Here is a 20,712-nt window from a genome sequence, read left to right as displayed (position 1 = left end):
AAAAAGCTTTGGCCAGCTAATCGCTGCGCCCTCTCACCAGAAAACACAAAGGAACACATGATGAAACGTATTATTCTTGCCTCGTTGATCGCCCTGACAACTGTTGGTGCCGCGAATGCCTTTACCGACAAAACCACCCTTTCGGTCCCTGCTAAAATGGAAGCCGAGCACATCTTGCCAGGTGTATCGTTTGACAACCTGACTGCGCGCCAAGCCACCATTATCGAGGGTTTGTTGACGACCGACACGGATATGCAGGACTATGAAGTGAAACAAGCCATTGAGGTTGCTTTGTCTCGCTAAGCTGGGTTGAAAACCGGTGTAAAAATTGGGGTGCCTTTGCGAAAGGCACCCCCAAATGCGCGAATTTAGGGGGTTAGCACTGTGCTGACCCCTTCGCTTTGTTGTGCAAAGGGTGCCAATCGTCTAAGGGAGACGGGAATCCTTGGGCACAGATGTGGCCCATATAAGCCGGGGGCGGATATGACGGATAAAAACGGGCTGACCTATGCCGATGCAGGTGTGGATATTGATGCGGGTAATGCGCTGGTTGAGCGGATTAAACCTGCGGCCAAGCGGACGGCACGGCCGGGCGTTATGTCGGGGCTTGGTGGCTTTGGGGCGCTGTTTGACCTAAAGGCTGCGGGTTATACCGATCCGGTTTTGGTGGCCGCCACTGATGGTGTTGGCACCAAGTTGCGGATTGCAATTGATACGGGCAATGTTGATACCATCGGCGTTGATCTGGTGGCGATGTGCGTGAATGACCTTGTGTGCCAAGGCGCCGAGCCGCTGTTTTTCCTCGATTACTTTGCGACCGGCAAGCTGGAACTGGATCAAGCCACGCGGATCATCGAAGGCATCGCTGCGGGGTGTGAGGCCTCGGGTTGCGCGCTGATCGGCGGCGAGACGGCGGAGATGCCGGGCATGTACCACAAAGGCGATTTCGATCTGGCCGGTTTTGCTGTGGGTGCGATGGAGCGCGGCACAGCCTTGCCCCAAGGGGTCGAGGTTGGCGATGTGCTGTTGGGTCTTGCGTCGAATGGCGTGCATTCCAACGGCTATTCCTTTGTGCGTAAGGTGGTCGAGCTGTCTGGCCTTAGCTGGGATGCGAAAAGCCCGTTTAGCGCGGGCAAGCTGGGTGAGGCGCTGTTGGCGCCAACGCGACTGTATGTAAAGCAAACATTGGCTGCGGTGCGGGCAGGCGGCGTGCATGCGTTGGCCCATATCACCGGTGGTGGCTTGACGGAAAACCCGCCGCGCGTGCTGCCCGAGGGCATGGCCTGTGAGATTGACCTGTCGGCATGGACTTTGCCGCCAGTCTTTCGCTGGTTGGCCGAAATGGCGGGGATGTCCGAGCCTGAGCTGCTGAAGACGTTTAACTGCGGCATCGGCATGATGCTGGTGGTCAAGGCCGACCGTGCCGAGGCGCTGGCGATGCAGCTGCATGATGCGGGTGAAAAAGTCGTCGTGATGGGCCACGTCGTGCCCGGCGAAGGCGTAATTTACAAAGGTAAGCTGCTGTGAAGCGCGTTGCCATCCTGATTTCTGGGGGTGGTTCGAATATGGTCGCCTTGTGCAGGGATATGGTTGGGGATCACCCCTGCCGCCCTGTGTTGGTGGCCTCGAATGACGCGCAAGCGGGGGGGCTGCGGGTTGCGGGCGCGATGGGGATTGCCACGGCGGCGGTCGATCATGGCCCTTTTGGCAAAGACAGGGCGGCGTTTGAGGCCGCTCTGTTAGAGCCCATTTTGGCGGCAAAGCCCGATATTCTGTGCCTTGCCGGCTTTATGCGTGTTTTGACGCCCCGCTTTGTGGCGCAGTTTGAAGGGCGGATGTTGAACATTCACCCAAGTTTGCTGCCGAAATACCCCGGCCTGCACACCCATGCCCGCGCGATTGAGGCGGGCGACACAGAGGCCGGCTGTTCGGTGCATGAGGTGACGGCGGTGTTGGACGCGGGGCCGGTGTTGGGCCAAGCGGTGGTGCCGGTTTTGGCTGGCGACACAGCCGATGATCTGGCCGCGCGGGTTTTGGTGCAAGAGCACCGGCTGTACCCTGCCGTGCTGCGCCGCTTTGGTGCGGGTGAGCGCGGGATGCTGCGGCTTTAACTGGCGGCCTTAAAGTGGAGCTGAAAAATAGTTGGGATGGGCTGCCGCAATGCTGGGTAAATCTGCCTCGATCAGGCGCAGATGGGCGCGCATTTCCGCCTCGGCTGTATCAGAGGTATGTGCCTCGATGGCATCGACCATCGCTTTGTGCTGTGCGATCAAGGTCGGAATCGGGAATTCCTTAAGCTGCAAAAACCGCACACGGTCCATTTGCGATTTCAGGCGTTGCAGATGGTCCCACGCGCGGGCACGGCCTGCGATTTGGGCAATGGCGCGGTGAAAAGCCTCATCCAAAGCCATGAACTGCGCGGCGTTTTTGGCGTTTGCTTGGGCAGTAAGCAGGTCGCGCAGGTTTTTTATGTTTTCGCCATCGGCTTTTTGGCAGGCAAGGCGTATCAAATCGGCCTCAACCGCTTCGCGCACAAAGCGGGCGTCGAGTACCTCGGTCGCTGTGATTTTTGAGACAAACGTGCCGCGCTGAGGGCGGATTTCCAGCAAGCCTTCACCAGCCAGACGCAAAAACGCCTCACGCACGGGTTGGCGCGAGGTGCCGATGGTATCGGCGATTTCTTGTTCCGAAACTTTGGTGCCCGGTGGCAGGATGCCGGTCAGGATGGCGTGGCGCAGGGCCTCGGCGGCCTGAGGCTGGGCGTTTCTAGCGGGTTTAAGCGAAAACTGAAAGGCGGCGGGCAGGGGCATTGAGACGTCCGGTACATGGGCTTTGACCCTTGTCGCAGGAAAAGCGGGCGTAGGGAAGCGTTTGCCTTGACAGGAGCGTGCGTGGCACTGCCTATTTGTGCAAAATCAAGTCTGGGGGCGCGATGCAAGTTCAAGTTCGGGTAGAAATTGACGTTTTGGCGCGGTTTTGTGAGGCGGCGTTTCTGTCGGTGGGCGCGGATCATGAGACAGCGCGTGATGCGACGAGGTCGATGATGCACGGGTCGTTGCACGGCGTCGACAGCCATGGGGTGCGGTTGCTGCCCTATTATATCGACGTTTTGGCGGGAGGCGAGGTGGCGCAGGCACCGGTGATGACCTTTCGGCAGGTTAAGCCGGGGACGGGCTTGCTGGATGCGGGCAATGCGCAAGGCGCACGGGCGACCTATCACGCGCTGGATTTGGCGATAGAGATGGCGGCGGTGCAAGGGATTGCCGCGGTGGGCATTCAGAATACCAGCCATTTTGGGCCGGCAGGGGCCTATGCTTGGGCTGCGGCTGAACGGGGATATGTGGCGCTGGTGGTGGCCAACTCGGACAGTTTTGTGCGCCTGCATGACGGGGCCGAGCGGTTTCATGGCACCAATCCGATCGCGGTAGGGGTGCCTACGGGCGAGGCCAACCCGTGGCTTTTGGATATGGCAACCTCGGCTGTGCCGTATAACCGGGTCGAGCTGTACCGTTCGCTTGGGGTGGATTTGCCAGAGAGCGTGGCATCAGATGCCGCGGGTAATGAGGTGTTGGACCCCGCACTGGCGGCAATGTTGGCACCAGTCGGCGGGGCGTTCGGGTTTAAGGGCGCGGCCTTGGGCGGTGTGGCCGAGATATTTTCGGCAGCATTGACGGGAATGCGGCTGAGCCCTGAAATTCCGTTTATGGGCGGCGAGGATCATTCAGCGCCGCGCGAGATGGGGGCGTTTGTCATGGTGATGGACCCCGAAGGGTTTGTCGGGGGGGCAATGCTGCGTGCTGTGATGCACCGCTATTTGGCGGCCTTGCGCGGGTCTGTGCCGCGTGCGGGGGCACGTGTGCTGGCGCCCGGTGACCGTGAGTGGGAGGAAGCCGCGCGGCGCCGGATTAAGGGGGTGCCGTTGGACCCGGTGACGGTGGAAGCGTTTAACGGGCTGGCGGCGCGGTTTGGGTTGGGACTGCCGTGGTAGGGCGTTTATAGATTGGGTGGTGTGACCCATTAACCAAAGCCGGCCCCGAACCGGAGCCGGGGGGCCAGCCCCCCGGACCCCCCGGGATATTTGTGCCGAACAGAAAGCGGGGGAAGTGTAGGGGAAGTATTGGGGCAAGGGTTGGCTTTTGGGGGGCTTGGCTGTAGGGATGGCGTTTGATTTTAGGGGCTGGCCGCAGGGGCGGGCGATTGGGGAAACAGGATAGATGATTTCACTGGATTTGTATCGTCAGCAGTGGTTTGGCAATGTGCGGGCGGATTTGCTGTCGGGGCTGGTTGTGGCTTTGGCGTTGATCCCCGAGGCGATTGCCTTCTCTATCATCGCCGGCGTTGACCCGAAGGTTGGGCTTTATGCCAGTTTTTCTATTGCGGTGATTTGTGCGATAACTGGCGGGCGGCCGGGGATGATTTCGGCGGCGACGGCGGCGACTGCGGTGTTGATGGTGACGCTGGTCAAGGATTACGGGCTGCAATATTTGTTGGCGGCGACTGTGCTGGCGGGGCTGTTACAGATTGGCGCGGGGCTGTTGAAGCTGGGGCGCGTGATGCGCTTTGTGTCAAAATCGGTGATGACGGGGTTTGTGAACGCGCTGGCGATTTTGATCTTTTTGGCACAGGTGCCAGAGTTGGACCCGACCAAGGTGACGTGGTTGACCTATGCTTTGGTTGCGGCGGGTTTGGGGATTATTTATTTGTTTCCATATGTTACCAAGGCGGTACCGTCGCCTTTGGTGACGATTGTGGTGCTGACAGGTTTGACGCTGTTCTTTGGTTGGGATGTGCGGACGGTGGGCGATATGGGCGCGTTGCCCGATACGCTGCCGGTGTTTTTAATCCCGCAAATTCCGCTGACGCTTGAAACCTTACAGATCATTTTGCCCTATTCGCTGGCTGTGGCTGTGGTGGGTTTGCTGGAAAGCCTGATGACGCAGAACATCGTGGATGATCTGACCGACACCACGTCTGACCGCAACCAAGAGTGTATTGGGCAAGGGCTTGCGAATACGGCGACTGGTTTTATCGGCGGTATGGCGGGCTGTGCGATGATCGGTCAGAGCATTATCAATGTGAAATCCGGCGGGCGCGGGCGGCTTTCGACCTTTGTGGCCGGTGTCATGCTGTTGGTATTTGTTGTGGGCCTTGGCGATTGGGTCAGCCGGATTCCGATGGCGGCACTGGTCGCGATTATGATTATGGTGTCGATCGGCACGTTTTCGTGGTCTTCGATCAAGGCTTTGCGGACGCATCCGACATCCAGTTCAGTGGTGATGCTGGCCACCGTGGCAGCCGTTATTTATACCCATAACCTTGCGATCGGGGTTGGTATTGGTGTGCTGCTGTCGGGGATTTTCTTTGCGGGCAAGATTGCGCAGCTGTTCCGTGTGAAGTCGACCTTGTCGGCGGATGGGGCTGAGCGGGTCTATAAGGTTGAGGGCCAGTTGTTCTTTGCCTCGGTTGAGGATTTTATGAAAGCCTTTGATTTCCATGAGGTTTTGGAGCGCGTGGTGATTGACGTGTCGGATGCGCATATCTGGGATATCTCATCGGTTTCGGCGCTGGATATGGCGGTGATGAAGTTCCGCCGTGACGGGGCCGAGGTGCAGATTGTCGGGATGAATAAGGCGTCAGAGACCATCGTGGATGAGTTGGCACTGCATGATAAACCCGGCGCGCTTGATAATATGTTGGCACATTAAATCGCTTCGACATGAAATGCCCTCACATAGCGCCTGCCTGAAATCATAGATTTCAACGCGTTATGTGAGGGCACGGTTTTGAGTTAAAGTCGAAACGCTATAGGAGGCGGATACATGAAGATCATCGCATTGGTGGATGGGTCGGTTTACGCGCAATCGGTGTGCGAATTGGCGGGTTGGGCAGGCGCACGGCTGTGTGCGGGTGTTGAGCTGCTGCATGTTTTGGGGCGGCGCGAGGGCGGAGCGCAGGATTTGTCCGGCTCGATCCGCCTCGGCGCGCGAACGGCTTTGCTGGAGGAACTGGCCGAACTGGATGCCCTACGCGCCAAGTTGGTCATGCACCGCGGGCGGGCGATACTTGAGGATGCCAAGGCCATTTTGGCCAAGGCAGGGGTTGCGGATGCGGCCACGCGGCTGCGGCATGGCGATTTGCTAGAGGAAATCGGCGCAGGGCCTGACCTGATTGTCGTGGGCAAGCGGGGCGAGGCGGCGGATTTTGCCAAAGGGCATCTGGGGTCCAACCTTGAGCGGATTGTGCGCGGAATCAAGGTGCCGGTGTTGGTGGCTGCCCGCGCGTTTGCGCCGGTGACAAAGGTGTTGCTGGCCTTTGATGGTGGCCAGTCATCGCAGCGCGCGGTTGAACATATCGCGCAAAGCCCGCTGTATAAAGACATCGCCGTGACAGTGGTCAGCGTAGGCGAGGGATCTGCGATGAAAGCGGGGCTTGCCGATGCGCAGGCGCGTCTGGCGGCGGCGGGGGGTAAGGCCGAGGTGCGGCAGGTTGCGGGCCAGCCCGAGACTGCATTGGCCAAGCTGGTTGAGGATGAAGGCTTTCAACTGCTGGTGATGGGCGCTTATGGCCACAGCCGTATCCGCAGCTTGATTATTGGCTCGACCACGACCGAGATGATCCGGTCTTGCAAAGTACCTGTGATGTTGGTGCGCTAAAGGGGCTTGCTTTCGGTGCTGGGTTTGGCGTTGCATAGGGCGATCCTTAGATAAGGCCCTGATATGCCATCCACCAAACCCAATGTGCTGTTTATCGTTATTGACCAATTGCGCGCCGATTGTCTTTGGGGGGCGTTGGCCGATGTGACGTCCATGCCGAATTTGCGCGCTTTGATGGATGAGGCGGTCAGCTTTACGCGGCATTATTCAGTGGTGAACCCTTGCGGGCCGTCGCGGGCGTCCATTCTGACGGGGCAATATGCGATGAACCACGGGGCGGTACGCAATGGCACGCCCTTGCCGCAAGACACGCCCAATATCGCGACCGAAGTGCGCAAGGCGGGGTATTTGCCGCTTCTCTATGGCTATACGGACTCGGCCCAAGACCCGCGCGGATATGACGCCAATGACCCCGCGCTAACCAGCTATGAAGAGGTGATGCCGGGGTTCCATGAGGCGGTGGAAATGCGGCTGGAGCAAAGCCTGCCGTGGCGGGCGGATTTGTTGGCCAAGGGCTATGACGTGCCGCCCTATCCCGATATTTTCCGGCCCAATGGCCCGCGCCTTGATGATGCGGCCCTGTATTGCGCCGAGGATAGCGACACAGCCTTTCTGACCGACCAGTTCTTGCGCGGCCTGTTGGGGCGGCCTGCGGGCTGGTTTGCGCATTTGACCTATATTCGCCCGCATCCGCCTTTGGTGGCCCCTGCGCCCTATAACCGGATGGTCGACCCTTCAACGTTGCCCCCACCTGTGGCGATGGGCGATCAGGCCGCCGAACAGGCGCGGCATCCATTTATCGGCTGCAGCCACGCGCGGGTACCGATCGCTTCGGTTGTCGAAGGGTTTGCCGATCTGCAACCAACGCCGGAAAATGTCGATACCTTGCGGGCCGTTTACTTGGGGCTGGCGGCCGAGGTTGACCATCACATCGGGCGGGTGATTGCGGCACTGAAAACGGCGGGGATTTATGACGATACGCTGTTGGTGGTGACGGCCGATCATGGCGAGATGCTGGGCGATCATCACGCGTGGGGCAAACAGACATTCTATGACGCGGCCTATCACACGCCGCTGATTATCCGTGATCCGCACTGGCCGCGGGGGCGCGTGGTAGAGCTGCCGACTGAGTCGATAGATATTGCGCCGACGATACTGGAATGGCTGGGGCAGGCCGTGCCCGATACGATGGATGGCCGCAGTTTGCTGCCGTTTTTGCGTGGGGAAACCCCGGCTGAGTGGCGAGACTATTCCTTTTCCGAACTAGATTTTGGCGATCCAGTCACGCCCACCTCGACGCAAATCACGCTTGGGCTGCGCACCGAGGAGGCCAACTTTTGCATCTTACGCGGCGCGCAGCATACGTTGGTGCATTTCAACGCAGGCCTTGCGCCTGTGTTGTTTGATCATGCGGGGGCGGGCGAGATGCGCGATATTGCAAGCGAGGCGGCGGCGCAGCCCGTGCTTTTGGCAATGACACGCGCCTTGCTGAACCACCGGATGCGGCACGGCGGGGGGCGGTTCCGGCGCACTATGATTAGCCAAACGGGCGTTGCAACGACGCAATAACAGGCAATCTGATCTATGGATCAGGTTTTTTACCAAACAGTTCACTTGACTGAAATTTAAATGCTCGTCCATACTTGCGGCAGGGCGAGGCTGTTGCAGGCCATACGCCTGAGTGTTTATGCGCGTTTAGATCTGGACCCAAATAGCACGCAATACTGGACCTATACCGAGGAGCCATAGCTTCGTAGCATTTTTGTTACATAAGGCGGATACGCCATAAGAAGGAAGAAACTTCCGCATTAACCCACGACAGGAGAGACAATGAAACGCCTATTATTGAGTAGCGCTGCGCTGCTTATTCTACCGTTCGCAGCCCTCGCCAACTGCCCTGCAATCTCGGTCGCCGATATGGGCGGCGTCGCCCCGGGTGCCTTTCCAGAACAATATGACCTTGCTGAATTCCAAGCGGCTGCCAACTGCACGATGGAGCTGTCGGAAAACCCTAGCATGGCCGATTTTAACAGCAAAATCCGCAACAACCCTGCTTTGCCTGCTGTGGCGGATCGCTTGCCTTCCGAGCCGCTGGTGGTGGTGCCTTATGCCTCAACCGGCAAATACGGCGGTACGCTGGACGCGCTGTCAAACGCGACCGAAGCGGGGACTTCGGATTTCATGTCGATCCGGCATGTGAACCTTGTGCGCTATTCGGATGATCTCGAAACCATCGTGCCAAACGTGGCTAAGTCATGGAAATGGAATGATGATTTTACGCAGCTGACCTTTACCTTGCGCGCAGGGCATAAATGGTCGGATGGCCAGCCGTTTACATCGGCGGATGTAAAGTTCTGGTATGACAATCTAGCACTTGACCCGAATATCAATGAGAAACCAAAGGATTATGTGACCGTTGGCGGCGAGCGGATGACGGTGGACACGCCCGATGATGTCACCGTGGTGTTTAACCTGCCAGCCCCGAAACCCGGCCTGCTTGCACATTTCGCGACCCATTTCGCCCAAGCCTTCCAGCCTAAACATTTTCTGGGCCAGTTCCATCCCGATATTAACCCTGATGCCGACAAACTGGCGCAATCCTTGGGGTTTGAGAATGGCTATGCGGTGATCCGCGCCTATTACGGCAACTCCGATTGGATGGATACCGCGACTCCGATGCTGAATTCGCCAGACTTGGTGGCAAAGATGCCGGGCGATGCCGCGCCAACGCTGGAAAGCCATATCGTGGTGAAAGAGACCACCGAAGGCAGGCATTTCGTGGCCAACCCTTATTTCTATATGGTTGACACAACGGGCCAGCAATTGCCCTATATCAATGAAATGGATGAGCTTTTTGCCAACGACCAAGAGGTCCGTTTGCTAAAGCTGGTCAATGGCGAGGTGGATTACAAAACCCAAAGCTTGCAGCTTTCCGATGCGCCACTGCTGTTGGAAAACCAAGAAAAGGGCGGCTATACCATTCAGCTAAAGCCCAAGATCGCGATGCAGACGATCTCGTTTAACGTGACCCATCCGGATGAGGCCAAGCGCGCCGTCTTTGGTGATGTAAAGTTCCGCACCGCGATGTCCGAGGCGATTAACCGCGATAACCTGAACGGCACGGCCTATTTCGGTCAAGGGCAGTTGCAACAATATACCGGCTTTTCACCACTGCCTGAATATATTGATCCTAAATGGAAAACCTTTGCGATGGAGTACAACCCAGACGCAGCCAAGGCTATTTTGGATGAGTTGGGGTTGAAAGATGTCGATGGTGACGGCTTCCGTGAATTGCCCGATGGGTCACCGCTGGTAATCAACATGCAATTTGCCACCCAAGGGATTGCGGGGCAGGTGGTTGAATTGGTCAGTCAGGATTGGGCCAATGTGGGCATCAAATCGGCGGTCAAAGAGGTGACGCCGGATGAATACCGCTCTGCGCAATCGTCGAACCAGCTGGATGTGGGCCTGTGGGAAAAAGGCCAGCCTTTGGGCATTATCCTTGGCAATAACGAGCTGTGGGTGCCGCCGTTTGAAAACTATTTCGCACATCGCAGCGGTATGCTGTGGGCCGAATGGGTGGATAGCAAAGGCGCCAGCGGGGTTGAGCCGCCGGAATATGTAAAGGGCTTGATGGCCGATATTGCGACTTTGCAATCCACGCCGAACGGCACGGATGAGTTTAAGGCTATTGCGAACCGGATGGTTGCGGCGATGGTCGAAAACGTGCTGTTCATCGGTACCGCGCTGACGCCAGACCCGATCTATGTGAACAATAAGGTCAAGAACTTCCCCGAGTTCAAAACCGCGTCTTATGAATACTATCGCACCTATCCGTATCGCGGTGCGCAATGGTATCTTGAGGAATAAGAACGGGTTACACCTTGTTCTTAAAGTAGTGGCAGGCGTTCGCGCCTGCTGCTTTTCCCGCCCCTCTCGTTAGGACGCGCCCATGCTTCGTTTCGCGCTGACCCGTGCCTTTTTGGCCATTGTCACTTTGCTGACGGTTTCCTTGATTGTCTTTACCCTGATGGAACTGGTGCCCGGCACCTGCGCCGAGCGGTATCTGGCGTTCAAAAATACCTCGGGGTCGCAGATATCCTTGGCCGATATTGAGGCCGAAAAGGTGCGGCTTGGGCTGGACAGGCCGTTCATGACGCGCTGGGGATCTTGGGTGTATGACGTTGTTGTGCATGGCGAATTTGGCGATAGCTGTATTTTGCGGCTGAATATTAACCAGCTTTTGGCGGATAAATTTTGGGTGTCATTGGGCATCTGTATGGCGGCGCTGATCCTGTCTTATGCGATTGCGGTGCCGATCGGGATTATTTCAGCTAGTTCAGACAGCCCGATTGCGAACAATTCCTTGCGCTTTGTCAGCTATCTTGGCCTTGCGCTGCCGAACTTCTTACTGGCGCTGATTATCATGCTGATCTCAACCGTCTATTTCGGGGATAGCCTTACAGGATTGTTTTCAAAGGAGTATCGAGATGCTGCGTGGTCTTGGGCCAAGTTTGGTGATTTCCTGTCTCGTGCGTGGCTGCCGGTGTTTATTCTGGGCTGGTCGGCCACGGCGTTTGCCCTGCAAACCGTGCGGGCGCTGATGCTGGATGAGATTGGCAAACTTTACGTCACTGCCGCCTCGGCACGGGGGGTGTCGGGGTCGCGGCTACTTTGGCGCTATCCGGCCAAGCATTCTTTGGGGCCGGTTATCAACTCGCTCGGTTTTGATTTAAACAGGATTTTCAATGAGTTGCCGATTGTCGCGCTGATCCTGACGTTGACCGAGGCCGGGGCGCTGTTGTTTGACAGCCTTGCGCGGTCGAACGATCAGCAGCTTGCCGGCGCGATTATTTTCCTTCTCACCGCCAGTATCGTTGCGCTGAATTTCGTGACCGATATCTTGCTGGCCCTGATTGACCCGCGCGTGCGTCGCGGGCTGATAGGATAGACTTATGTTTTGGCGCAAAACGGCAACCGCCCCCGATATCGACCAAAAGGCCAAAGAGGCATATTTTACCGCAGGCCAAGGCCAGCTGATTGCGGCGCGGTTCAAATCGAACCGGACGGCTATGATCGCGGCTTGGGCGTTGATTATCATGATTATGATGGGGCTGTTTGCGCCGTTCCTGTCGCCCTATGATCCGACGATTGCAGGGCGCGATGACCAGTATGAAAACGGCGCACCGCAGATGCCCAAGATGTGGGATGAGAACGGGTTTTCCCTCCGCCCCTTTATTTACGCGACCGAGCGCGAGCGGTCTATGGCCACGAATTTCCGCTGGGTTGTGAAAGAAAATCGCGAGCAACGCCTGTATATGCAGTTTTTTACCCGCGATTGGGAGTATTCCATTTTTGGCATTGATATCAATGCGTTTGGGTTGAATGTTGATCTGGCCTTGATCCGGTCTAACATCCATTTGTTCGGGGTGGAGGGTGGTAAAATCCATCTGTTCGGCACCGATGCCAGCGGCAAGGATATCTTTAGCCGCACGCTGCACGCGATCTGGACCTCGCTTGCCGTAGGGACGTTGGGGGTGCTGATTTCATTCGTGCTCGCCTTGGCGATTGGCGGGGTAGCAGGGTATTTTGGTGGCTGGCTGGATAGCGTTCTGCAGATGATTACCGATGCCATTCGGACCGTGCCACAGATCCCGTTGTTCATGGCAATGGCGGCATTTTTGCCGCCTGAGTGGTCATCGGAGGCGCGGTTTTTCTTTATCTCGATCATCCTTGGGCTGATCGGTTGGCCGACGCTGGCGCGGCGTATTCGGACGCATTTGCTGACTGAGCGAAGCCAAGAATATGTGCTGGCGGCCGAGCTGTGCGGCGCGTCCAGCAGCCACATCATCCGGCGCCATTTGTTGCCAAGTTTCACCAGTTATATCATCGTCGATTTGATGATTTCTTTCCCCTATATGGTGCGGTCTGAAACCGCGCTGTCGTTTATTGGGCTGGGGTTGAAAGACCCGGTAAACAGCCTTGGCGCGATGATGCAGAACGTCTCCAAAGCGGATGTTTTGCTGAATTATCAATGGTATTTCATCCCCGTCTTCTTTTTCATAGCCCTCGTTTTGGCCTTTGTTTTCGTGGGTGATGGCCTGCGTGATGCCGCCGACCCTTATTCGGATAGCAAGAAATGACCGTGCTGATTGACGTTCAAAACCTGACCCTGAAATTCCGCACTGATGAGGGGCTGATTACCGCCGTGGATGATGTGAGTTTCAGCATTAACAAGGGCGAAGTGATGGGGCTCGTCGGCGAAAGTGGCTCGGGCAAGTCGGTAACGGCCAAGGCGCTGATGCATCTGAACGCCAAGAACGCCGTCTATAGCCCTGAAAGCAAGATCATTTTGCACACCGATGCGGGCGCGGTGGATGTGTTGAAACTGCGCACCGCGAAAGAGCTGAAAGTCGCACGCGGCGGTGCAATTTCGATGATATTTCAAGAGCCTATGGCGAGTTTTGCACCTGCGATTACGATTGGCAGCCAGATGGTGGAACAGCTGTTGATCCATGGCGATATGAACAAAGCGCGGGCCAAAGAAATCTCAATCGAGATGCTGGACCGCGTGGGGATTTCGGACCCCAGTAAGCGGTTTGATCAATATGCGTTTGAATTGTCAGGCGGAATGCGGCAGCGGGCGATGATCGCGATGGCGCTGTCAACCAAACCGAGCCTTTTGGTCGCGGATGAGCCGACGACCGCGCTGGATGTGACAATTCAGGCGCAGGTGATTGATTTGATGAAGGATTTGGTGTCCGAATTTCACATGGGCATCTTGTTTATCACCCATGATCTGGGGGTGATTGCGCAGACGGCGGACAGGGTTTCGGTGATGTATTTGGGAAAGGTTATTGAAACCGGCCCCGTGCGCGATGTGATCCGCCACGCCAAGCACCCCTATACCCAAGGGCTGCTGGCGGCTTTGCCAAAACTCGATGATCTGGATGCACCTTTGACGCCGGTTGCGGGTGATATTCCGTCCCCGCTGGAACGGCCGCCGGGCTGTGTGTTTCACACCCGTTGCCCGCAGATTATTGGTGACGTTTGTAAGGTGAAACTGCCTGTGCGCGCGAAGATTGATGCCAACCATGCGGTTGCCTGCCATCTGTATACCGAAGGGGCCAAGGCATGAGCGATAAACCGTTAATTTCGGCGCGGGGCCTGTCGGTCGGGTTCAAAATCGGCTCGGGGATGTTCAATAAATCCATCCTCAAGGCTGTTGATAATGTCAGTTTAGACATCGAGCGTGGGTCGTTTTTCGGGCTGGTGGGCGAGTCTGGATCGGGCAAAACCACGCTTGGGCGGGCGTTTCTAAAAGCGGTGCCAATCACGGGCGGACATGCGGCCTATAATGATGACGAGGTCAGCTATGACCTTGGCACGCTAACCGGCCCCGCGTTGAAAGATTACCGCAAACGGGCGCAGTTGATTTTCCAAGACCCCTATGCCGCCTTGTCGCCGCGCATGACAGTGCGCGATATCATTGCCGAGCCGCTAGAAGTGATGGGCCTGACCAAATCGCGCGAGGAAACGGATGCCCGCGTGCGCGAGATTGCTGCGAAATGTCGGTTGAACCTAGAGCATCTGCGCCGCTTTCCACATGCGTTTTCGGGCGGGCAACGGCAGCGGATTTCTATCGCGCGCGCACTTGTGTCACGGCCGAATTTCATCGTGGCGGACGAGTCTGTGGCGGCGCTGGATGTGTCGATTCAGGCCGATGTGCTGAACCTGCTAAAGGAAATTCAGCGTGAAATGGGACTGACGTTTTTGTTTATCAGCCATGATTTGTCTGTTGTGGCGCATACTTGCGACCATTTGGCCGTAATGTATTTGGGGCGTCTGGTGGAAACCGCGCCGACACGGACCTTGTTCAAGGCGCCGCGCCATCCCTATACCAAAGCGCTGTTTTCCGCGATCCCTTCGCTTGACCCCGATGACCGAAGGGGCGGGCAAAAGCTGATCGGCGAGATCCCTTCGCCCACCAACCAACCGCCGGGTTGCAAGTTTCACACCCGCTGCCCGATGGTGATTGACCGTTGTCGTATCGAGGAACCCACGCTGGAGAACCCCGGTGATGGGCATGCCGTTTCCTGCCACCGTTGGCGGGAGTTGCTAGCAGTTTAGGCGCAGCAAAAAGCCCGCCCTGTGTAAACAAGGCGGGCTTTGGTTTTACCTTAACCGGTATCAGAAGCCGGCTTTGATTTTCTCAAACTCTTCCAGCATCCGGTCGCGCATTGTGTGCTCAATCGGGGTTTGGGCCAGCAAGGTGGTCTCAAGCGGGCTTACATCGGCGGCAACCAAATCGGCTGCAGGGATTTCCGACATGGCGACATCATTGGAATGGGCGTAGCCAAAACCGTCAAGCAACCCACGGGCAGAGCCGTGATCGAGCCAAGCGTTGATGAAATCATAGGCTTTGTCTTCGGACCCGGGCGAGTCTTTGAAGTTCACATAGCCACAGAACCAGCTGGTCGCCCCTTCTTTGGCTTGGCGTTGGAAACCAACAGGAAAGCCTTCTTCGCGCATCAAAGCGATGGAGTCATTCCACGACCACGCCACTTGCACCTGACCACCCGCCATCAGCTGTGACAGCTCGGACGGGTCTGCCCAATAGGCGACGACGTTTTCATGCGCTTGGCGCAGCCATTTGGCGGCGGCTTGGAATTGATCCTCGGTCACGTCTGTCCAGTCGGTGACGCCGGTTGCAAGCAAGGCCAGCGCCCAAACATCATCGGTGTTGTCGGGCAGCGAGATGCGGCCAGCGTATTTCGGGTTCAGAAAGACATCCAGCGAGGCCACATCTTCGGCGGGCACATCGGTGGTGTTATAGGCAATGGCTGTATAGGCATAATCGGTTGGGATGTACCAAACGCCGGTGTCATCGCTGAACGTTTTTGATTTCAGGAAACGCGGGGCGATTTCACCGAAATTAGGGATGCGCGACACGTCCCATGGCTCAATCAAACCGGCATCGCGGTATTTTGATACCATTTGCGAGCAAGGATGCGCGACATCGGCCTTAAAGCCGGATGAGACCTTTTGGAAGGCTTCGTCATCATCGCCAAAGAATGCGTATGTGGGCAGTTGTCCGTATTTATCGACATAGGGTTTGATCAGGTTTGCATCTTCAAAACCGGCCCAGTCGAACACGATCAAATCGGGGTCGGCTGCATGCGCCATAGTGAAGGGCAAGCTGAGCGCAAAAGCGGCGCCGATCATCAGTTTGTTTGTGGTTTTCATTTGTAACCTCTGTTGTTGGTTCGTTTTTAAGCGTTGGGGCATAGGCGCCCATTGTACGCAAAGGCTAGGCGGTTGCGGCGGGCGGCTCAAGGGGAAAAAGCGTTTTTTGCTGCGTCAAATCGGAGCGTAAGGTGGGTTGCGGGCGCGCGCCTAATGGCTAATCTTGGCGGTGAAAAAAACCGCGTATTTGGGCGCGGAGATTATTTTTACGGGGACCTTATGGATTTAGATGTGGATTTCGTGCGCAGCCAGTTTCCAGCGTTTCAAAGCGCGGATTTGGCGGGGCAGGCGTTCTTTGAGAATGCGGGCGGCTCGTACACTTGTGTGCAAGTGATTGACCGGCTGACACGGTTTTATACGCATCGCAAAGTGCAGCCCTATGCGCCCTATGCGGCGTCGCAGTTGGGCGGGGCCGAGATGGATGAGGCCCGCGCGCGGTTGGCGGCGATGATGGGGGTAGAGGGCGACGAAGTATCTTTTGGACCGTCAACCAGTGCGAATACCTATGTTTTGGCGCAGGCCCTGCGGCGGATGATTGCCGATCAAGGCGGCGCCGTGGTGGTGACAAACCAAGACCACGAGGCGAACTCGGGTGTATGGCGGCGGCTGGCCGAGGACGGGATCGAGGTCCGCGAATGGAAGGTTGATCCGCAGACGGGGCATCTGGATATAACCGCATTACGCGGGTTGCTGGCTGATGGCCGCGTGCGGATGGTTTGTTTTCCGCATTGTTCCAACGTGGTTGCCGAGGTGAACCCTGTGGCCGAGATTTGCGCCATTGCCCGCGCGGCAGGGGCGTTTACCTGCGTCGACGGCGTTAGCTATGCGCCGCATGGCTTTCCGGATATGAACGCGCTTGGGGCGGATATCTATTTGTTTTCGGCCTATAAAACCTATGGCCCGCATCAAGGGATCATGGTGCTGCGCCGTGCTGTTGGTGCGGCCTTGCCAGCGCAATGCCACTATTTCAATGCGGGCAGCCTGTATAAGCGTTTTACGCCTGCGGGGCCGGACCACGCGCAAGTGGCGGCCTGTGCGGGGATGGCCGATTATATCGATGCGCTCTATGCCCATCACGTGCCGGGCGGCGATGCGGGGCCGTTAGAGCGTAACCAAGTTGTGCATGACTTGATGCGCGCGCATGAGGTGCGGATTTTGCAGCCGTTGCTGGATTATTTGGCGGCCCGCAATGACATCCGCTTGATTGGCCCGCGTGATGCAAGTCTGCGTGCGCCGACTGTGGCGGTGGCATTAGACCGCGCGGCCGAGCCTGTAGCGGCAGAGCTGGCCCAGCACGGGATTATGGCGGGCGGCGGTGATTTCTATGCTGTGCGACCGTTAGAGGCGATGGGGGTGGATGTAGAGAAAGGCGTGCTGAGGTTAAGCTTTGTGCATTATACCACTGAGGCCGAGGTGGCGCGATTGATTGTAGCGTTGGACGCGGTTTTGTAAGGACGGTGGGGGGGCTGTCTGCCCCCCAACAGGGTTTGCGGTGGCAAACCCTTCCCCCCCGAGGATATTTTTGAACAGATGATGAGGGGGAGTGATCTGTTCGGGGCGTTGGGCCGTAATGACTGCGATTAGATTGGTATGGAGCCTATGACGGATAGCCCTTTGATTGTTTGGATACGCAGGGATTTGCGGCTTGCGGATAACCCGATGCTGGCGCAGGCGGCGGCATCGGGGAGACCGGTGGTGCCGGTGTTTGTGCTGGACCCCGAGACAGAGGCCTTGGGGGCGGCGGCCAAGTGGCGGCTTGGTCTTGGGCTGGCGGCTTTTGCGCGAGCATTAGAAGGGATTGGCGCGCGGCTGATCTTTCGGCGCGGGGCGGCGTTGGACGTGCTGCAAGGTTTGGCATCCGAGGTGGGCGCGGGCGCTGTGCATTGGGCGCGGCTTTATGACCCCGAGGCCAAGGCGCGGGATACAAACGTCAAGGCTGGCTTACGGGCGGCGGGGATCGAGGCGCATAGCCATGCAGGGCATTTGCTGTTTGAGCCGTGGACAGTGGCCACAGGGCAGGGCGGGTTTTACAAGGTGTATTCGCCGTTTTGGCGGGCGGTAAAGGGGCTGGATGTGGCCGTACCTTTGCCTGCGCCTGTGCGGTTGCGCAGGCCTGCGGTTTGGCCGGCCAGTGATACGTTGGAGGATTGGCAGTTGGGCCGCGCGATGCAGCGCGGAGCGGAGGTTGTGGCGCAGCATGTGGGCGTGGGTGAAGCCGTTGCACAAGCGCGCCTATCGACGTTTTTGGAGGGTCCGATTGACGGCTATAAAGAGCGGCGCGATTTTCCAGCGGTAGAGGCCACCTCGCGCCTGTCAGAAAACCTGACCTATGGCGAGATTGGCCCGCGGACCGTGTGGCACGGCGGTATGCTGGCGCTACATGAAGGGCGCGCAGGGGCCGAGCATTTCCTGAAAGAGCTGGTTTGGCGCGAATATGCCTATCATTTGCTGCATCATTCGCCGCATATCACCACCCGCAATTGGCGCGAGACATGGGACGGGTTTGGCTGGCGCGGCGACAATGAAGATGCCGAGCGTTGGCGGCGTGGGATGACGGGCGAGCCCTTTGTCGATGCTGCCATGCGTGAGATGTATGTGACAGGCACGATGCACAACCGCGCGCGGATGATCGCGGGCTCGTATCTGACCAAGCATTTGTTGATTGATTGGCGCGTGGGCCAGCAATGGTTTGCCGAATGTTTGACCGATTGGGACGTGGCTGCGAATGCGATGGGGTGGCAATGGGTTGCTGGTTCTGGCCCAGATGCCGCGTTGTATTTTCGGGTGTTTAACCCCGAAACGCAGGCGACAAAGTTTGACGCCAAGGCAGTTTATCGCCACCGTTTCATTGCCGAATTAGCGCGCGTACCGGGGCGCGAGGCTTTGAGCTATTTTGACGCGGTACCACGCGCTTGGGGGCTGGATGCGCGGCAGGCCTATCCCCAGCGGATGATTTCATTGGCGCAGGGTCGGCAGCGTGCGCTTGACGCCTATGCGGCGCGCGATAAGGACTGACGCTGGCCTTTGGGGTTTTCAAATCTGGGGCCTTGCGCTTGGATGGCTGAACGCGGAAACTGTGGTGCGATGCAATCCAAAGCGCGCGCCATAGAACAGGCGTTACAGCACAGTCAGACAGGGGCCCTATGCCGACCATTTCAAAACTGATTGCGGCCATTTGGTTCGGGGCAGTCGCCTTTATGGCCGCACAAGCGTTTAAGCTGGGGATGCCAGAGGGCACGCAATACGCCCAATTCAACGCAATTTGTATCGTAATCGGTGTGATTTCTGGCTGGCGGGTGATGGGCGGCCTGGTTGGGCTTGGCTATCAGCGGGCCGTCGGTTCGGGGATCAGAACCTCGGTCACCTTTACAGCTTGGGCTCTGTTGATCTGTTCAATCGTTTTGATGGTCCGCAAGGCGTATAGGATGCGGTATGGCAGCCCGATGGAGGCGATTGTCGACATCGTTGCGCTGGCGATTGAGCATGGGCTGTTGGTTTTTACCGTGCAGGTCCTGAGCGTTTTGATTATTGGCGGTATTTTGGGTGGGCTTGGCGCCGAATGGGCCAAGAAACGGTGGGAATGATATGACGACGCCGCTTTTTATTTATGGCACGCTGTGCCACGCCACGCTTTTGCACCTTGTGTTGGGGCGCGCGCCTGCCGCCTTTGCCGCAAAGCTGCCAGACCATGCGGTTTTCTGGGCCGAGGGGCATGATTTTCCGCTGATCGAACGGGTACAAGACGCCAAGGCCGATGGGCTTTTGCTGACCGATTTGACGGATGAGGATGTGGCGCGACTGGATTACTATGAAGGGCCGTTTGGCTATGAATTGCAGGCCTGTCGGGTGCAATTGGCAGAGGGTCCGCAGGAGGCGCGGGTTTATGTGCCCACCCCCGGTTTGTGGCAGGCGGGTGCGGCATGGAGCCTGAGCGATTGGGCCACGCGCTGTGGCGAGGTTATTGTGGCCACTGCGGAGGATGTGATGGCGCTATACCCTGCGCCGATTGCGCCCGCGCGGCGGGGGCCGATGTTGGTGCGGGGGGCAAGCCGGATACGGGCAGGGCAGGCCGGACCAAATGAGCAGCGGCGGGTGACGCAAGCAGCGGATGTTACGGTGCAAAACCAATCGCTTGCCTATGTTGATTTCTTTGGGGTTGAGGAATACCACCTGTCGTTCAAAAAGTTTGACGGCGGACAAAGCCCCATGGTCAAACGGGCGGTCTTTGTATCTGGCGATGCGGTGACGGTGCTGCCCTATGACCCCGTGCGCGATAGGGTTCTGTGTGTGGAGCAGTTTCGCGTGGGGCCGTTTGCGCGGGGCGATGTGCAGCCGTGGCAGTTGGAGCCGATCGCAGGGCGGATTGACCCGTTTGAGACGGCCGAGGCCGCGGCGCGGCGAGAGGCTGTTGAGGAGGCAGGGCTGACCCTTGGGGCATTGCTGCCGATCGGGTCGTATTACCCGTCGCCGGGCGCGAAAACCGAGTATGTTTATTCCTATGTTGCCATGACTGACCTGCCCGATGAGGCCGCTATTTTGGGCGGGGAGCCGAGCGAGGCCGAGGATATCAAGGGCCATATTCTGACGTTTGCCGCATTTGCAGCACTTGTAGCACAGGGCGAGGCCACAACCGCGCCGCTGTTGTTAAGCTATTACTGGCTAGCGCGCGAACGCCCACGGCTGATGGCCGAGGCGGCGCGCACAGAAACGTGAGGCAATGTTAGGGCCATGGCCCGTTTGTTGGTGGTGTCACGCTTGAGTTTGGGGCCCCCACGCCGTAGATAAATCACAAGGATAATGGCCACCACAACAC

General features: G+C 57.7%; 18 protein-coding genes. 16 read left to right on the top strand and 2 right to left on the bottom strand.

Going from position 1 to position 20,712, the window contains the following annotated elements; all coding sequences use genetic code 11:
* The 3 genes from ACEN2J_RS16120 to purN form a co-directional block, all read left to right on the top strand.
* On the top strand, nt 1-303 hold a 303-nt coding region (locus ACEN2J_RS16120; RefSeq protein ID WP_442107137.1), incomplete at its 5' end, for a hypothetical protein.
* Between the two features lie 180 nt (nt 304-483).
* Complete coding sequence (gene purM / locus ACEN2J_RS16115; protein ID WP_442107136.1) at nt 484-1,527, top strand: phosphoribosylformylglycinamidine cyclo-ligase; 1,044 nt, start codon at nt 484-486, stop codon at nt 1,525-1,527.
* Nucleotides 1,524-2,111 (top strand): phosphoribosylglycinamide formyltransferase, encoded by a 588-nt coding sequence (gene purN / locus ACEN2J_RS16110; protein WP_442107135.1) that lies wholly within the window; start codon nt 1,524-1,526, stop codon nt 2,109-2,111. The genes purM and purN overlap by 4 nt, the downstream gene beginning before the upstream one ends.
* Before the next feature lie 9 nt (nt 2,112-2,120).
* On the opposite strand, the gene ACEN2J_RS16105 is transcribed toward purN, so the two are convergent.
* Nucleotides 2,121-2,810, bottom strand: a complete 690-nt coding sequence (locus ACEN2J_RS16105; RefSeq protein WP_442107134.1) for a GntR family transcriptional regulator — start codon at nt 2,808-2,810, stop codon at nt 2,121-2,123.
* A 122-nt stretch (nt 2,811-2,932) separates the two neighbouring features.
* Here ACEN2J_RS16105 and ACEN2J_RS16100 point away from each other — a divergent pair, with 122 nt between their 5' ends.
* From ACEN2J_RS16100 to ACEN2J_RS16060, 9 genes are all read left to right on the top strand, one after another.
* Nucleotides 2,933-3,988 carry an Ldh family oxidoreductase gene (locus ACEN2J_RS16100; RefSeq protein ID WP_442107133.1) on the top strand — a complete coding sequence of 352 codons (1,056 nt, stop codon included), beginning with the start codon at nt 2,933-2,935 and terminating at the stop codon, nt 3,986-3,988.
* A 226-nt stretch (nt 3,989-4,214) separates the two neighbouring features.
* Nucleotides 4,215-5,705 (top strand): SulP family inorganic anion transporter, encoded by a 1,491-nt coding sequence (locus ACEN2J_RS16095; RefSeq protein ID WP_442107132.1) that lies wholly within the window; start codon nt 4,215-4,217, stop codon nt 5,703-5,705.
* Between the two features lie 114 nt (nt 5,706-5,819).
* Nucleotides 5,820-6,653, top strand: a complete 834-nt coding sequence (locus tag ACEN2J_RS16090) for a universal stress protein (RefSeq protein ID WP_442107131.1) — start codon at nt 5,820-5,822, stop codon at nt 6,651-6,653.
* 63 nt (nt 6,654-6,716) lie between these two features.
* Entirely contained in the window at nt 6,717-8,222 is a 1,506-nt protein-coding gene (locus ACEN2J_RS16085) for a sulfatase-like hydrolase/transferase (protein WP_442107130.1), read from the top strand.
* A 261-nt stretch (nt 8,223-8,483) separates the two neighbouring features.
* Entirely contained in the window at nt 8,484-10,523 is a 2,040-nt protein-coding gene (locus tag ACEN2J_RS16080; protein ID WP_442107129.1) for an ABC transporter substrate-binding protein, read from the top strand.
* A gap of 82 nt (nt 10,524-10,605) precedes the next feature.
* On the top strand, nt 10,606-11,604 hold the full coding sequence (locus tag ACEN2J_RS16075) for an ABC transporter permease (protein WP_442107128.1): 999 nt from the start codon (nt 10,606-10,608) through the stop codon (nt 11,602-11,604).
* A 4-nt stretch (nt 11,605-11,608) separates the two neighbouring features.
* Complete coding sequence (locus tag ACEN2J_RS16070) at nt 11,609-12,796, top strand: ABC transporter permease (protein WP_442107127.1); 1,188 nt, start codon at nt 11,609-11,611, stop codon at nt 12,794-12,796.
* Complete coding sequence (locus ACEN2J_RS16065; RefSeq protein WP_442107126.1) at nt 12,793-13,791, top strand: ABC transporter ATP-binding protein; 999 nt, start codon at nt 12,793-12,795, stop codon at nt 13,789-13,791. Before ACEN2J_RS16070 ends, ACEN2J_RS16065 begins: the two co-directional genes overlap by 4 nt.
* A complete protein-coding gene (locus tag ACEN2J_RS16060; protein WP_442107125.1) occupies nt 13,788-14,783 on the top strand; it encodes an ABC transporter ATP-binding protein in 996 nt (331 codons plus the stop codon). Before ACEN2J_RS16065 ends, ACEN2J_RS16060 begins: the two co-directional genes overlap by 4 nt.
* Nucleotides 14,784-14,843: 60 nt before the next feature.
* Here ACEN2J_RS16060 and ACEN2J_RS16055 read toward each other — a convergent pair whose 3' ends face one another.
* Nucleotides 14,844-15,899 (bottom strand): extracellular solute-binding protein, encoded by a 1,056-nt coding sequence (locus ACEN2J_RS16055; protein WP_442107124.1) that lies wholly within the window; start codon nt 15,897-15,899, stop codon nt 14,844-14,846.
* Nucleotides 15,900-16,118: 219 nt separating this feature from the next.
* Between ACEN2J_RS16055 and ACEN2J_RS16050 the strand changes: the two genes are divergently transcribed.
* From ACEN2J_RS16050 to ACEN2J_RS16035, 4 genes are all read left to right on the top strand, one after another.
* Nucleotides 16,119-17,351 (top strand): aminotransferase class V-fold PLP-dependent enzyme, encoded by a 1,233-nt coding sequence (locus ACEN2J_RS16050; RefSeq protein ID WP_442107123.1) that lies wholly within the window; start codon nt 16,119-16,121, stop codon nt 17,349-17,351.
* A 147-nt stretch (nt 17,352-17,498) separates the two neighbouring features.
* Nucleotides 17,499-18,914, top strand: coding sequence for a cryptochrome/photolyase family protein (locus ACEN2J_RS16045; RefSeq protein ID WP_442107122.1), 1,416 nt, complete (start codon nt 17,499-17,501; stop codon nt 18,912-18,914).
* A gap of 128 nt (nt 18,915-19,042) precedes the next feature.
* Nucleotides 19,043-19,483: a TrgA family protein gene (locus ACEN2J_RS16040; RefSeq protein WP_442107121.1), complete on the top strand. Its 441-nt coding sequence runs from the start codon at nt 19,043-19,045 to the stop codon at nt 19,481-19,483.
* A gap of 1 nt (nt 19,484) precedes the next feature.
* Nucleotides 19,485-20,612: a gamma-glutamylcyclotransferase gene (locus tag ACEN2J_RS16035; RefSeq protein WP_442107120.1), complete on the top strand. Its 1,128-nt coding sequence runs from the start codon at nt 19,485-19,487 to the stop codon at nt 20,610-20,612.
* The last annotated feature ends 100 nt before the right edge of the window (nt 20,613-20,712 follow it).

Source organism: Pseudorhodobacter sp. W20_MBD10_FR17 (assembly GCF_052119765.1).
Classification (GTDB): Bacteria; Pseudomonadota; Alphaproteobacteria; order Rhodobacterales; family Rhodobacteraceae; genus Pseudorhodobacter.
The sequence above is the reverse complement of the archived record's forward strand: the minus strand, read 5'-3'. Positions and strand labels throughout refer to the sequence as shown.

Coding starts and splice junctions, on each gene's coding strand:
- ACEN2J_RS16040 (WP_442107121.1), top strand. CDS start 19,043: ATGCCGACCATTTCAAAACTGATTGCGGCCATTTGGTTCGGGGCAGTC.
- ACEN2J_RS16085 (WP_442107130.1), top strand. CDS start 6,717: ATGCCATCCACCAAACCCAATGTGCTGTTTATCGTTATTGACCAATTG.
- ACEN2J_RS16050 (WP_442107123.1), top strand. CDS start 16,119: ATGGATTTAGATGTGGATTTCGTGCGCAGCCAGTTTCCAGCGTTTCAA.
- ACEN2J_RS16055 (WP_442107124.1), bottom strand. CDS start 15,899: ATGAAAACCACAAACAAACTGATGATCGGCGCCGCTTTTGCGCTCAGC.
- ACEN2J_RS16045 (WP_442107122.1), top strand. CDS start 17,499: ATGACGGATAGCCCTTTGATTGTTTGGATACGCAGGGATTTGCGGCTT.
- ACEN2J_RS16060 (WP_442107125.1), top strand. CDS start 13,788: ATGAGCGATAAACCGTTAATTTCGGCGCGGGGCCTGTCGGTCGGGTTC.
- ACEN2J_RS16065 (WP_442107126.1), top strand. CDS start 12,793: ATGACCGTGCTGATTGACGTTCAAAACCTGACCCTGAAATTCCGCACT.
- ACEN2J_RS16075 (WP_442107128.1), top strand. CDS start 10,606: ATGCTTCGTTTCGCGCTGACCCGTGCCTTTTTGGCCATTGTCACTTTG.
- ACEN2J_RS16095 (WP_442107132.1), top strand. CDS start 4,215: ATGATTTCACTGGATTTGTATCGTCAGCAGTGGTTTGGCAATGTGCGG.
- ACEN2J_RS16090 (WP_442107131.1), top strand. CDS start 5,820: ATGAAGATCATCGCATTGGTGGATGGGTCGGTTTACGCGCAATCGGTG.
- ACEN2J_RS16080 (WP_442107129.1), top strand. CDS start 8,484: ATGAAACGCCTATTATTGAGTAGCGCTGCGCTGCTTATTCTACCGTTC.
- ACEN2J_RS16070 (WP_442107127.1), top strand. CDS start 11,609: ATGTTTTGGCGCAAAACGGCAACCGCCCCCGATATCGACCAAAAGGCC.
- ACEN2J_RS16100 (WP_442107133.1), top strand. CDS start 2,933: ATGCAAGTTCAAGTTCGGGTAGAAATTGACGTTTTGGCGCGGTTTTGT.
- ACEN2J_RS16035 (WP_442107120.1), top strand. CDS start 19,485: ATGACGACGCCGCTTTTTATTTATGGCACGCTGTGCCACGCCACGCTT.
- ACEN2J_RS16105 (WP_442107134.1), bottom strand. CDS start 2,810: ATGCCCCTGCCCGCCGCCTTTCAGTTTTCGCTTAAACCCGCTAGAAAC.
- purM (WP_442107136.1), top strand. CDS start 484: ATGACGGATAAAAACGGGCTGACCTATGCCGATGCAGGTGTGGATATT.